Genomic DNA, 12980 nt, shown 5'->3' with positions numbered 1-12980 from the left:
AAAGGTAGGGGATAATTCCTAAAGGAATACGGCAATGAAAATTAAAGTCAAAAATCTTGGTGCTTTAAAGCAAGCCGAATTCACACTGGGCGACATGACAATCATTTGTGGCGGCAATAATACAGGTAAGACCTATGCTACTTATGCGTTGTTCGGCTTTTTGTATACTTGGCGGCGAATGTTTTCTATTCCAATCAGTAGCGGGAAAATCGAGCAGCTCCTGGCGAACGGCGTAATTCGTCTTGATATACAAGAATACGTTAAACAGTCCGAACAAATTATTTCTAAAGGATGTCAGGCTTATACCCAGCAATTACCAAAAATTTTTGCAGCACAAGCAGAACGATTTAAAGAAACAGAGTTTCAAATAAGCCTGGACAGCCAAAATATTAGTTTAGCCAGCAAATTTGATCGTAAAATTAGCTCCGGAGAAGTATCACTTTTCTCTATTACTAAAACTGAAGAAAGCACAGAATTAGTTGTAACTCTACTTGTTGAAAAAGAAAAAGCAATAATCCCTATTGACATCCTTGAGCGCATCATTGCCGATGCCTTCAAAGATATTATTTTCGTTCAGCTTTTTCCTCGCCCTTTCATTGCTAGTGCCGAACGAACTGGTGCAGCCATTTTTCGCAAGGAGCTGAATTTTGCCCGCAATCGCTTGCTTGAAGAAATGGGTCAGGCTGACAAGAATATCGATCCAATGGAGCTTCTACTTAAAGATTATGATGATTATGCCCTGCCAATCAAGACGAATGTGGATTTTACCCGAGGAATTGAAACCCTTGTCAAAAAGAGCAGTTTCATTGCCGAAAACCATGCTGATGTACTGGTAGATTTCGCTGATATTATTGGCGGTGAGTACACTGTCAACCGCAACGATCAACTTTACTATGTTCCGAAGGGTAAACGGGTCAAGCTTTCTATGGATGAAAGTTCTAGTGCAGTGCGTTCTTTACTAGACATTGGCTTTTACCTGAGACATGAAGCTCAACTTGGCGATTTACTGATGGTGGATGAACCCGAACTGAACTTACACCCTGAAAACCAGCGTCGGGTTGCACGGTTATTTGCCCGACTGGTGAACCTCGGTATTAAGGTTTTTATTACCACCCATAGTGACTATATTATCAAAGAACTGAATACGCTGATCATGCTCAACCACGATAAAACTTATCTCAAGCGAATTGCTGAAGAAGAAGGTTATCGAACAACAGAACTAATTGCTTCTAAAAAAATCAAAGTTTATATTGCGGAAGAAGCAACAATAAAACTAGAGGGTAGTAAAAGGAAGACAAAAACTAAATGCCAAACCCTTACACCAGCCGACATCGATCCAGAACTGGGTATTGAAGCTCGCAGCTTTGATAAAACCATCGAAACGATGAACCGGATTCAGGAAGCGATTGTCTGGGGAGAGGCGTAATGTCTGATATTGCTATCCTCAAAGAGATGATCAAGGAAACGGCTACAGTATCATTAGAAGATGATCCCTATGGCAAAAATTTAGAAGATGATACCTATGGAAAAAATCAGGTCATCCTCAGAGAGCCTCCACCAGCCAACTACTATGTAACGATTAAGGGGATGCCCGATGATGATGATGTGATAATCATCAATGCAGATAAATTTAAGTCACCGGATACAGTTTTTAAAGGAAATCGTGGCGAATGCAAACGTGCGGATTTTGTCATTGTTGCTAATACTAACAAAAAGAAGATCATCCTCTGTATTGAGATGAAGGCAGGGAAAGGAGGATCGCAAACAGACATCAATGAACAACTCAAAGGAGCGCAATGTTTCGTTGCTTATTGTCGGGAAATTGGTCAGTCCTTTTGGGCGCTGCCAAATTTTCTCAAGGGTTATGAGTATCGTTTTGTCAGCATCAGAAACATTACACGCAAGACACAAACACGTATTGACCCCAATCACGACTTGCCCTCAAATATAAAGATGCTAAAAAAAAGCGGATCATCTTTTCAATTTAATGATTTAGTCCAAGGTAAAAGATAATAATCTTGCATCAAGACTTTTTTGAATTGCCTTACACTATACCTTGACATCAAGACTCATTATTTTATCACAATATCATCACTGATTGTTTGTTTGTAGACAATTTCCTATTGTTAGTTATGAACAAGCGATCGCCTTGAAAATACACCCTTTTATAATAATTAGTGCGATCGCCTTTTCCTGATTAGGAGATTCTGTCTATTGTTCCTACTCCTTAAGAACTTGTGCTAACAATTCTGGTGCAATCCGAAATCCGGCTTGAGTTATTAGGTTATCAATCACAGGTTGCAACGATTCCAGTTCACCAGCTTGTTTAGCACGTAGCAGGACTCCCAGAATACCTATTACCTTCAACCCCAGAGATTTAGCTACTTTCCTCCCCTCACGCTCATCTAGCAGTATCCAATCTGCCTTAAGTTCAATTGCAAGAGCGATCGCTTCAGCTTCTCCTTTGTCCAAAGTTTGCTTTAATAGTTGAGTCAATGGCTGATCACTCATCTCAATAACCCGAATCCATCCAGCCGAAATTGCTTCACTAATTGCTTGAGATCCCGGTCGCTGTTCACCAATTTTCAACTCATGGAGTACGGTACTTGGAATCAGAATTTCACCAAACTGCTGATGCAAAAGATTAAGCTGACCAACAATAGCTAAATTCAAAATTGGTGACGTGTTACTAACTACGAGCATAATTTAAATCATCGTCTAATTCTTCACCACCGTAGTGTCGTAAAACTCCACGCCGACCGAGTAATTGCCCAAATTCATATTTATCCATTTGCGCCAGTTCTCGTGCTTTGCCAAATGATAGGATATCTTGTGCATAGAGAGCGATCGCTAATTCTTGCAGCAACTCCTGCTCAATACGCTGTTCAGGTAAACGAATGGCTTGCACAATGGAATCAGAAATTGAAATCTGTAGTCCCATCTTCTTTAGGTTGATTCACAATTGATCTATTACTATCATGCTATACCAAGTAATATCAAAATTCTGGTGTTGTAGCGAAGGTTACTAGCAGTCCCTAAACAGAAATCTTTTGCCGCAGCAGGTGATTTGTTAGATACTGATAATTTGTAGCCAATTTATTCAAACGGGTGTAGAGTAGTTGAGATCATTTATCTCATCCTCACCTTTAAAGCATCCATCTATGGATAGAAAAACCAAGTGCCTGTTATTGCTCGTTTTTTCCTGTAGTCTAACTGGTGTAATTCTAGGCGGTACATCCAGTTGGGCAGAAAGTAATCTTTGCTTACAATCAGAGACAGTAACGAGCGATTGTCTACAACAAAATCCCATACAAAAAACTATCCAAGGCATGAGTACAGGTTTAGTAGCAGGAGTAGGTGCGGCTGCCGGTGCAGCATGGAATGTCCGTCATGAAGATTAATTTTTAATTTGTGCGGCAACATCCCCATTTTATATCAAAAATTTCCCAGCAAAAATGTATAAAACGTCTCTAGAAAGGTTCTAGAAAAAGCATATTTCAATTACATTGATGTTTTAGAATCTGAATATTTGAGCAACGCCCAGGCGTTGCTCTGTTCTTGGAAGCAGTGGCTTCTAAGCTGTGGACATTTATCCCACATTAAAGTTAAAAAGTATAATTTCGCTCCCGCACCCACAAACTAACGGGTACAGCATTACCTTGAGGGTCTACTTTGACTCTCACCGTAATTGGTCGGATTTGTCTACCTCTATTTCTTCTAGTTCGCTGGACACTTTGGAAGATATCGTTACTAATTTGCTGCCGTTGTTGTTCTGGAAGGTAGTATGTTTCTACTCCATAGATAATAGCATTATCTTGATACACCCCTCTCAAAGCTACTTGATTACTAGGGAGAGATTCAGGCAAATTGCTACTTACTCGTACTGGTCTCCAAGGGCTGGGAACACCACGACCAGAAGAAATTCGTTGCTCTTGCAAAATCACGTACAAGTTAGTTCCTGATAAAAGTTGTCTGTTTCTTCCTTGATTTCTCCTGAGTAAATCATCCCAACCACGAAGTCTTCTTAAATTTTCCACACGGGATATGTTGTATTCCAGTTGTAGGGAAAAGTCCTGAACAACATTTTGAGGGTCTTGAGGCAATGTTTGCAGAATGACATCCCTACCCGCGATGTTAGTATACATTGCTTGAGTAGGAACTGCGAGAATTATTCCCGTTTGGATTAACAGGGGAACTAATAGCCGCCAAAAAGGTAGCTGTTTGTTCGCTTTTTGTTCAGTAGCAATGAGGTAATCTCGAAAAGTCAGCTTTTCGGAGAATTCAGCTTCTGGGGATAATGTTTTAAATGATTTATTTCCACTCGATTCAGAGGAATTACTTCTCATGAGCGTAGTCCTAAAATGAAGGGTTATTTTTCACAAATGTGTCTGGTTAAATGACCAGAATTAGGACTGACGCAGAGATCCTCTAAAAAGGCTCAAACACAGAGATTATACCAACTACTATCGGTAAACAGAAAGAAGTTACCCATTTGAAATGCTCAAACCCTTACAGAACTGTAATTACGAATTACGAATTACGAATTACGAATTACGAATTAGATCCCACGGGTCGGCGACGTTCAAACCAAAGTCCAGCGCTAATTAATGCCGAACCGCATAAAACAAAGACAAGTGACCGAAAAAGTATGTCGGTGTCGTATTCTAGCACACGGCTAATAATTTGCAGCGTTAACAATAGCATACCGCCCCAGAAGGTGTTTCTGTTATTTAACTTTAGTCCTTCTCGGATTAGCCCTGATGCCAAAAATGCTAAAAGGACATTGAAGATGAAACCGCCTAATTCATCAATGCGTGTGATAGCGAGATGCCAAAAAGGTGTAATGATGATGAAAGCCAAAAAAGTGGTGACAACAGCAATAGTGAAAATCACTTCCCGGCGAGGAGGGTTATTTCTCAGGCGCAGCAGCGACAACCATTGTAATACTGCTAAACCACTGAGAACCCCTAAATCGATTACAGGCAGAGTCATGAACAGGTTATTTGTGCTGGTTGGCACAAAGGAATTCAATGTTGGGGCTACCCATTGCCAACGAAAGGACAAGGCATAAAACACCAAGCTAAAAAATATCAATGCTAGGTTACGGGCCAGAGGTTGAAATAACCTGTAATTAACTGTCGGGAACAACAAATCGTCATAACTCCAGAATAATGCAGGTGGCAGTGCAAAAGCAAAAGATGCCACCCAAGGAGCCATATTAGAATAGTTCAGCAGTGGTAGAGGATTGAGATTTAACTGCAAAGTCCCAGCAAAAACTAACGCTGCTAAGGCAAAAATCCAGCGCGAGCGACAAAAATATGCTAAGGGTACAAATAGTAACCACGATAACAGAGGCATATGTCGAACTAACAAACGCACCCAATTGAAGTCGCCCGGAGAAAATGACAAGTCTCCTCTTCCCATCCAATACCCGATTTGAATGAGGATAATTGCCATAAATCCCAAGGAACTTAAAGACAGACTGTAGGCCATAGCCAAAACACCAAATCCCCAAGCAAAAAACAGTTGCGTCATAGAACCGTTAATGTTGAAAATCTGTGCCATTAGGAGTATGTTTGCGCCTAAAATAAAAGCGCTGAGGATTAGTAGTCCTTCTCCTAGTATACGTTTGCCTTGCTGCTGTCTATTCTTTTCGTTGTTGCTTGATTTAGCTTGATTCCATGTGGAAAAACCAGTGATGCTGGTGGAGATAAACAAACTCATCATCAAGATAAATTTGACTTCTCGTGACCATGTTTGCCAGTTTGCTGCTACAAAGGTAAGTATACCTAAACACAAAAGGATACTACCTATAGAAACCACCATGACCACAAAGCGATCGCGTGTTGCTGCTTCTAAGTTATTAAATCGATAACGTTGTCCCAGGTCTTCATATTGCGAAGCACTAATGAGTCCTTCATCTCGCCATAATTGTGCTTCTCGGCGTAATTTTTGCGGAAAATCGTCTAACATTTATGACCATCTCCTTTGCAGAGCTTTAGCGTGGTAATCATCTTGAGAATGGCGAGTCATTATACTTTCAGTATGCAGCCAAAACCCTGAATAGCATTGTTCTTCTGTAACAGTTTCACTAATGGAAAAACCATCAAATTTATTACTTAAACTCTCGCGGCGTTTGTTTGAAAACCCTGATAAACAAGAAAAATTTATTGATGCTTTAATTAATCCTCAGCCTTTTAATCCTGGCATTCTTTGGTGTCAAAATCAGCCAGAATTATTGCCTTTTACCGTAGAATTACCAACAAGCTGGCAACCTGATTTTGTCAACCGTTTATTAATAGGAGAAAAGCCTGGTAAACATCCCCTACATCAACAAGGTGATTTTTATTGTTTAGATTTTTCTTCGGTATTTGCAGCTTCAGTTTTATTAACAGTTCCTCAGCCTGTGCGTTTAGTTTTTGATATGTGTGCTGCCCCAGGAGGAAAGAGTGTTTTTGCCTGGAAAGCTTTGCAACCTGATTTACTGATTAGTAATGAAGTGATTGGCAAACGTTTAGGAATGCTAATTTCTAATTTAAAGCGCTGTCAAATTAGCCCTTGTACTGTAGTTAATCGAGATTCTAGTATTTTTGCGGAAAAGTTCCCCTTCTCTAGTGATTTAGTTATCGTAGATGCTCCTTGTACTGGGCAATCTTTACTGGCTAAAGGTGAAAAAGCACCTGGATGTTTTCATTCCACAGCTATTAATAGAAGTGCTAATCGGCAGAAAAGAATTATCGCTAATTCGGCTCAATTAGTTGCACCACAAGGCTATCTGGCTTATATGACTTGTACTTACTCTGCTGAGGAAAATGAACAGGTTTGTGAATGGTTTTTGTCAAAGTTTCCTCAGTTTCAAGCAGTGAAAGTTAATTATTTAAATCAGTATCAGTCTCATTTAAGTAATATTCCTTGTTATCGGCTTTTTCCTCAAGATAGGCTGGGCGCGGGTGCGTTTACGGTGCTGTTTCAAAATACTGAAGTGGGTAAGGTACAGGAGGTAGATGTGGATGCTTTGTCTGGGGTTTGGATGAATACCAACCGCAGAGACGCAGAGAACACAGAGAATTTTTTCATGAATTAACTAGGGAAATACACAGAATATGCTCAAGCGCATCTATCAAAATAAATACTCTTTTAGAGAGTGTTAGAGAAATTAAGATAGGAATCAGAATATTTTCAGTGAAATTACTGGAGTATAGAGCTAGATTTAATTTTAAAATACGCTGAGATATTTATGGATATTTAATCATGTCAGAAGTGCCTACTCAGTGTCAAGATTTAGCAGGGCAAGTGGAATCTATATTACAACTTTTACAGCAAGAACCATCTTTACGTTCTCAAGATATTACACCTGTAAAAACTTCTCTTGGTAAAGTGATTTCTCCGAAGTTTGAAATTGTGTTTGCAGGTGCTTTTAGTGCTGGTAAATCGATGCTGATTAATGCACTTTTAGAACGGGAATTGTTATATAGTGCAGAAGGACACGCTACAGGTACGGAATGTAAAATTGAATATGCAGAATTAAATAATGAACGGGTTGTTTTAACATTTTTAAGTGAAGTAGAAATTCGGGAACAAGCCAGTTTTTTATGTCAACATTTGGGATTTCAAACATCTGTTAATATTAATGAAGCTGAAATAATTAATCTTTTGCATCAAGGCTGTGAAACAATTATTCAGCATGAAGGTGGAGAAAGTAAGTCTGAACGTGCAAAACAAGCGAAGGCTTTAATATTGCTGCTGGATGGATATGAAGCAAATCGTCAACATATTCATACAATGAATAATGCTACATATTCGATGGAGCAATTTAACTTTTCTAACCTCAAAGAAGCGGCTGGATATGCACGGCGTGGGAGTAATAGCGCTGTGTTAAAACGAATTGAATATTACTGCAATCATCCACTTTTAGAAGATGGTAATATCATCATCGATACACCAGGAATTGATGCACCAGTGGAAAAAGATGCACAGTTAACTTACACCAAAATTCAACATCCCGATACATCGGCTGTAGTGTGTGTTTTAAAACCTGCTGCTTCTGGTGATATGACGAAGGAAGAAACAGAACTTTTAGAAACCATGCGAGACAATGGGGGAATACGCGATCGCATCTTCTACACCTTTAACCGCATTGACGAAACTTGGTATAATACCGGTCTAAGGCAACGTTTAGATGATTTAATTAGTGGACAGTTTCGTGATGCCAGTCGGGTTTATAAAACCAGTGGTTTACTCGGATTTTATGGCAGTCAGATAAAACAGACAAGTATCAACAATAGATTTGGGTTAGATTCGATTTTTGCTCAAAGTGTTAAAAGTCTGAATGGGAGAGAAGAAACCCCACAATTTATTAATGAGTTTAACCGCTACTGTGCTAATTCTGGCAAGTTGTCATCTAGTCAATTTCGCATTTCCGTAAACAGTTTTGAAACTCCCAATGAGAATTATGTCAGGATTTTAGCTGAACAGGGAATGCCTTTAATTAATCAATTAATTCAAGATAGTGGTATTGAGGAATTTCGTACAGCTATTACTAGATATTTAGTAGAAGAAAAGCGTCCACAACTTTTTCAAAATCTGGCTGATGATTTGGAAGATATTTGTATTAAATTAAAAAAATATTATCAGCATCAGCAAAGAAATTTAGATAGTCAGCCGCGAGAAATTGAGGCGATGAAGGCGCAAGAGTTGCAACGCTTGAATCAGCAACTACAGCAAGTCGGTAAAGATTTTAGTCAGCACATTACAGAAGAAGTTAACCAATTAATTAATAATTCCTGTGATGCTTTTGAGTCAGATTTTCGGCAGTTACAATCACGAATGATTAGGCGTTTAGATGAATTGTTAGATACTTTTTCTGTTGCTGATGCTTATCGACGTTCTACTATCAGTCATCCCCGAAATGCAACCGCACCTTTATTAGCTATTTTAGTAGAAGCTTTCTATTATTTAGCAAATCAATTAGAAGATATTTTGATAGATTCTTCGCAACAATTAGTTGCTAATTTGTTTCAACGATTAATGGATAAAATTCGCAAGTCAGAATACTATCGTCAATTATATCGTTTATTAGGTAATGATGGTGGGATTGAACAAGAGGTCAAAATTTTAGAAAAGTCAGTATCTTTAGCGTTAGTCAGTGCAGCTAGTATAGAATGCGATCGCTTCGTGAGAGAAAGTCCTAGATTTTATGATGAAGGCACTTTTTCTATCTATCAATTTCGCCAAACTTTGCTGCAAACCTCCCAAGGTTATGATTCCGAAAGCATAGTAGAAGCTGAACCAGCCATTAGACAATTGTTAAAGTTAGATTTTGAACCAAAAGTTTCTCAAACAATCCGCAAATCCTTCCGTCAAACTATCAACCAAATCCTCAAAAGTCAGTTATTACCAATGGCGGAACAGCAAGCAGATGAAATTTTGCAGCAGTACCCCCAAGCACGTGCTTATTTAGAGCAAAGTCTCCAACAAGAAGCTGAGGAAAAAATTCTAAATAATCAGCGCTTATTGAGTGTTGTTCAACAAAAAATTGATTCTTATAATTCAGCAGTTTCTCATATCAATAATTGCTTACAATCCATGCAATTATATGATCATTTATTACCTGTAATTGGTAATGAAGATATTCAACCTCTTGTAACTGATGCAGAAGTTGTTGAAGTTGCCAATAAAGATGTTTTGATTGCTGATAGTTTAGTCGGGAATATATAGCATTTTCCCTCTTATAGCTATTCATCTCGTCTTTTGTTTTTCCAACAGAATATCCCCGACTTATTCAAGAAATAGGGGATCTAAGCCTATCAGTTCCGCCATATAATGAATAAAACGCCCCGGATTCCTATTCCGCCATCAGTTAGGAAATATGTATTTCAACGTGACAAATACCAATGTCAAAGCTGCGGTAAAACCAAGTTAGAAACTAACTTGACAATTGATCATATCATCCCCTTAGCCCGTGGTGGTCAAAACGATCTGAGCAATTTACACACCCTCTGCTTTACTTGTAACCAGCAAAAAACCGATAAACTTGATCCTCGATTCCGGCGACATTTTCAGAATTAGGCATTTCCCAAAAATCCTATTTACTTTGTGCTACATTAAGTAACGAGGCGTAATACACAAGCTTTGGTATGGTTTGGGTTCTGTATACCCGACTGGCGCGCCAACCACTGGATTGAGCGTGTACTACAAAGTAACCTGTAACGTCTACATACAAACCTTAAAAGTTAGCTCACTGGTAGAGCAATCGACTTCTAATCGATTTGTTACAGGTTCGATTCCTGTACTTTTTTCCCACCCACCCTGAAAAGGTGAAAACACAAACCCGAAAAGGTTCCTAAAAACTCTGTAATGTAGGCTTACTATGGCTCATCACTTGTGGTGTTTCGTAGTAGCAGTAAAGAAGCCAGCGCAAATGTTCTCTCCCTGACTTGAGTCTGTCCCTTCGGTTTCCCTATCCAGAATTCTGGAACTGGCTACCTGAACGGCAGATTTGAGCGTTGTTGTCTGTTTCTAGATTACCCTTGGGTAGTTTAGGAATAAGTAGCAGCCTTCTTAATCCAGTTTTGGATGTGACATCTGCCCGCAACTGAACTGTAAAAACCTACACTTGCAGAGTTTTAAAATTTAATGTAGTATTTGTAGTACAAAGCAAAAAATATCTGCTAATTAAGTTATTGGTACTAATGCCTAATAACTCATTTCACCTATGTTTTTATTAAACTTTTTTCGTCGGCTAAAACTGCCCAAATTATCTATGCAAATTTCTTTGTGGAAAACTTTTTATATCAAGCCTAACGAAATTGGGATTTTGTATCATCGCAGTGATTTTAATAAAATCTTGCAACCTGGTACTTACAACTATTTTGGTCGGCACTGGAATGTGAAAATCTATGACCTCAATCAACCAGAGTCTCAAATTGAAAACTTGGAATTATTGCTGCGAAATCATAGTGCAGAGTTACAGCCACATCTGTTAGTAGTTAAAACGGCATTTAATGAAGCGGCTTTAGTACGCTGTGGTCAAAATTGGCTCAGTGTTGCACCTAATCAATTAAGAGCTTTTTGGCGTGGTTTTATTGAGGTAGAATCCCATGTTTTTAACTTAGATGAAAGCTTGGAATTACCTGCTGATTTTGTACAGCAACTACGGGTAAATACTTTAAATGGCATCAAAAAGTTTCAAATTTTTGAATATGAAATTGGTTTGCTGTACGTGCAGAATAACTTTGTGCGGCCGTTAGCCATAGGAGAGTACGCTTTTTGGTCTATGAATAGAGATGTTTCAGTGCGGACTCTCAGCCGGATGATTCCAAATCCAGAGTTTCCCTTAGAAGATATCTTGATTTCACAACATCCTGATTTTGTCGAGGTTTATTGCAAAACTGTCGAATTACAAAATCAACAAGTTGCGATCGCTCGCTATCAAGGTAAAGTTATTAGTATCCTACCCCCATGCAGTCGCAAACTGTTTTGGCGAGATGTAGAAGTGGAAGTCATTGACATCAGCACCGATGCTAAATTGTCCTCTGACTTAGTAGCTGAGTTAGTTGTGGGTTTACCTGAAGCTGTAATTTTGAGCCGCAATTGTTTACATATTGCCAATATACCCCCCCAGTATGTGGGACTGTTGTACATCAATCAAGAGTTTCAAACCCAACTCCAGTCTGGAAATCATGCTTGGTGGGTGTTTGGGCGTTCTATAAACACAGAAGTTTTTGACCTCCGCCAACAAACAATGGAAGTATCCGGCCAAGATATTTTATCCAAAGATAAAGTGCCTTTGCGCCTGAATTTAACTGCTGGCTACCGCATCACCGACCCACTCACAGCCAAAAACCGTTTATCGGATTTAACTAGCTACTTATACAAAGAGCTACAATTTGCTTTACGTGGTGCTGTAGGTGAAAAAACTCTTGATGCCTTACTAGAAGATAAAGGGGCAATTGATAGCAGTATTTTCGATTACATTCACCAAAAAACCGCCGACTATGGCATAGAAATAGATTCGGTTGGAGTCAAAGATATCATTCTCCCTGGTGAGATTAAAACGATTTTAGGAAAAGTAGTAGAAGCGGAAAAAATAGCTCAAGCTAACGTAGTCCGTCGTCGTGAAGAAACTGCTGCTACCCGCAGTATGTTAAATACCGCCAAAGTAATGGAAGATAACCCCGTAGCATTGCGTTTAAAGGAGTTAGAAGTATTAGAAAGAATTGCTGAAAAAATTGAAAAAATCCAAGTCAATGGCAGTTTAGATAGTATTTTGACCGACTTAGTGCGGATGAATCGTGATTAATATCAAACCCTCAAACATTCTCAACTATTCCTCTCTGCGACTCTGCGCCTCTGCGTGATACCCTTCCTGATTTGTTTCCGGGGTGACAATTTTCACCCCTTCCAAAAAAATAGACATCCAAGGTAAAGCCGCAAGAATTCCCGCTAAAACTACTAAAAATACAGAAATTGCAAAAATTTGATCACGAGGAATTTCCAAAACACCACGTAAAATTACTTCTCGTAAAGCCGACACAATCGTAATTTCCACGGCTGCACCTACAGAAATACGTCGTTCTTGTAAGTAATCAAGTAATAATCGAAATAACTCCACTAAAATCAAAATAAATAAGATATCAGAAGTTACTTCTCGTAAATCTAAAGGATGCAAAAACGAAGAAAACATATCTGCTAATCGAATTAGCATCACACCAAATAATCCCAAGCACAGAGCAATAACAATGAAGTCTTGAAAAAGCTCTAAATTACTGACAATTTTCTCTCGCTTAAACCAACTTTGTACTTCTATAATTACCCGCTTGGGCATAGTAACTCCAGATATTTTAGATTCCTCTCCCTTCATCATAGGGAATTGAAAATTTTAAAAGTTCTCAATAATAACTTTTTTATTTGAATCTATAAAACTTAAAAAAATAGTATAATAATAGACGCAAAGCCCATAATCATCCATCACAATTTAG

The 12980-nt window shown here is 38.8% G+C and carries 12 protein-coding genes and 1 tRNA gene; 8 read left to right on the top strand and 5 right to left on the bottom strand.

What is annotated here, in order from left to right; all coding sequences use genetic code 11:
* Positions 1-34: 34 nt before the first annotated feature.
* Positions 35-1426: an AAA family ATPase gene (locus VB654_RS02180; protein ID WP_323211739.1), complete on the top strand. Its 1392-nt coding sequence runs from the start codon at positions 35-37 to the stop codon at positions 1424-1426.
* Positions 1426-2013 carry a hypothetical protein gene (locus VB654_RS02175; protein ID WP_323211738.1) on the top strand — a complete coding sequence of 196 codons (588 nt, stop codon included), beginning with the start codon at positions 1426-1428 and terminating at the stop codon, positions 2011-2013. The genes VB654_RS02180 and VB654_RS02175 overlap by 1 nt, the downstream gene beginning before the upstream one ends.
* A gap of 207 nt (positions 2014-2220) precedes the next feature.
* Here the strand turns inward: VB654_RS02175 and VB654_RS02170 are convergent, their stop codons facing one another.
* Positions 2221-2703 carry a DUF3368 domain-containing protein gene (locus tag VB654_RS02170; RefSeq protein WP_323211737.1) on the bottom strand — a complete coding sequence of 161 codons (483 nt, stop codon included), beginning with the start codon at positions 2701-2703 and terminating at the stop codon, positions 2221-2223.
* Positions 2690-2941 carry a UPF0175 family protein gene (locus tag VB654_RS02165; RefSeq protein ID WP_323211736.1) on the bottom strand — a complete coding sequence of 84 codons (252 nt, stop codon included), beginning with the start codon at positions 2939-2941 and terminating at the stop codon, positions 2690-2692. The genes VB654_RS02170 and VB654_RS02165 overlap by 14 nt, the downstream gene beginning before the upstream one ends.
* Positions 2942-3161: 220 nt before the next feature.
* On the opposite strand from VB654_RS02165, the gene VB654_RS02160 reads away from it, so the two are divergent.
* On the top strand, positions 3162-3401 hold the full coding sequence (locus VB654_RS02160; protein ID WP_323211735.1) for a hypothetical protein: 240 nt from the start codon (positions 3162-3164) through the stop codon (positions 3399-3401).
* A gap of 204 nt (positions 3402-3605) precedes the next feature.
* Here VB654_RS02160 and VB654_RS02155 read toward each other — a convergent pair whose 3' ends face one another.
* Entirely contained in the window at positions 3606-4346 is a 741-nt protein-coding gene (locus VB654_RS02155) for a GDYXXLXY domain-containing protein (RefSeq protein WP_323211733.1), read from the bottom strand.
* 205 nt (positions 4347-4551) lie between these two features.
* Positions 4552-5973, bottom strand: coding sequence for a DUF2157 domain-containing protein (locus VB654_RS02150; RefSeq protein ID WP_323211731.1), 1422 nt, complete (start codon positions 5971-5973; stop codon positions 4552-4554).
* 121 nt (positions 5974-6094) lie between these two features.
* Here VB654_RS02150 and VB654_RS02145 point away from each other — a divergent pair, with 121 nt between their 5' ends.
* The 5 genes from VB654_RS02145 (at position 6095) to VB654_RS02125 (ending at position 12301) form a co-directional block, all read left to right on the top strand.
* Positions 6095-7084, top strand: coding sequence for an RsmB/NOP family class I SAM-dependent RNA methyltransferase (locus VB654_RS02145; RefSeq protein ID WP_323211730.1), 990 nt, complete (start codon positions 6095-6097; stop codon positions 7082-7084).
* Positions 7085-7251: 167 nt separating this feature from the next.
* Positions 7252-9717, top strand: coding sequence for a dynamin-like GTPase family protein (locus VB654_RS02140; protein ID WP_323211728.1), 2466 nt, complete (start codon positions 7252-7254; stop codon positions 9715-9717).
* Positions 9718-9822: 105 nt separating this feature from the next.
* Positions 9823-10068 carry an HNH endonuclease gene (locus VB654_RS02135; protein ID WP_323211726.1) on the top strand — a complete coding sequence of 82 codons (246 nt, stop codon included), beginning with the start codon at positions 9823-9825 and terminating at the stop codon, positions 10066-10068.
* Positions 10069-10227: 159 nt separating this feature from the next.
* Positions 10228-10298, top strand: a tRNA-Arg gene (locus VB654_RS02130).
* A gap of 464 nt (positions 10299-10762) precedes the next feature.
* On the top strand, positions 10763-12301 hold the full coding sequence (locus VB654_RS02125; RefSeq protein ID WP_323211973.1) for a slipin family protein: 1539 nt from the start codon (positions 10763-10765) through the stop codon (positions 12299-12301).
* A 24-nt stretch (positions 12302-12325) separates the two neighbouring features.
* On the opposite strand, the gene VB654_RS02120 is transcribed toward VB654_RS02125, so the two are convergent.
* Positions 12326-12826: a phosphate-starvation-inducible PsiE family protein gene (locus tag VB654_RS02120; protein WP_323211972.1), complete on the bottom strand. Its 501-nt coding sequence runs from the start codon at positions 12824-12826 to the stop codon at positions 12326-12328.
* Between the last annotated feature and the right edge of the window lie 154 nt (positions 12827-12980).

It is taken from the genome of Nodularia sp. UHCC 0506, assembly GCF_034931045.1.
Classification (GTDB): domain Bacteria; phylum Cyanobacteriota; class Cyanobacteriia; order Cyanobacteriales; family Nostocaceae; genus Nodularia.
This window is presented reverse-complemented; position numbering and strand designations above follow the sequence as displayed.

Excerpts from the sequence above, each read along its gene's own strand:
- VB654_RS02180 (WP_323211739.1), top strand. The coding sequence starts at position 35 with ATGAAAATTAAAGTCAAAAATCTTGGTGCTTTAAAGCAAGCCGAATTC.
- VB654_RS02175 (WP_323211738.1), top strand. The coding sequence starts at position 1,426 with ATGTCTGATATTGCTATCCTCAAAGAGATGATCAAGGAAACGGCTACA.
- VB654_RS02170 (WP_323211737.1), bottom strand. The coding sequence starts at position 2,703 with ATGCTCGTAGTTAGTAACACGTCACCAATTTTGAATTTAGCTATTGTT.
- VB654_RS02165 (WP_323211736.1), bottom strand. The coding sequence starts at position 2,941 with ATGGGACTACAGATTTCAATTTCTGATTCCATTGTGCAAGCCATTCGT.
- VB654_RS02160 (WP_323211735.1), top strand. The coding sequence starts at position 3,162 with ATGGATAGAAAAACCAAGTGCCTGTTATTGCTCGTTTTTTCCTGTAGT.
- VB654_RS02155 (WP_323211733.1), bottom strand. The coding sequence starts at position 4,346 with ATGAGAAGTAATTCCTCTGAATCGAGTGGAAATAAATCATTTAAAACA.
- VB654_RS02150 (WP_323211731.1), bottom strand. The coding sequence starts at position 5,973 with ATGTTAGACGATTTTCCGCAAAAATTACGCCGAGAAGCACAATTATGG.
- VB654_RS02145 (WP_323211730.1), top strand. The coding sequence starts at position 6,095 with ATGGAAAAACCATCAAATTTATTACTTAAACTCTCGCGGCGTTTGTTT.
- VB654_RS02140 (WP_323211728.1), top strand. The coding sequence starts at position 7,252 with ATGTCAGAAGTGCCTACTCAGTGTCAAGATTTAGCAGGGCAAGTGGAA.
- VB654_RS02135 (WP_323211726.1), top strand. The coding sequence starts at position 9,823 with ATGAATAAAACGCCCCGGATTCCTATTCCGCCATCAGTTAGGAAATAT.
- VB654_RS02125 (WP_323211973.1), top strand. The coding sequence starts at position 10,763 with ATGCAAATTTCTTTGTGGAAAACTTTTTATATCAAGCCTAACGAAATT.
- VB654_RS02120 (WP_323211972.1), bottom strand. The coding sequence starts at position 12,826 with ATGCCCAAGCGGGTAATTATAGAAGTACAAAGTTGGTTTAAGCGAGAG.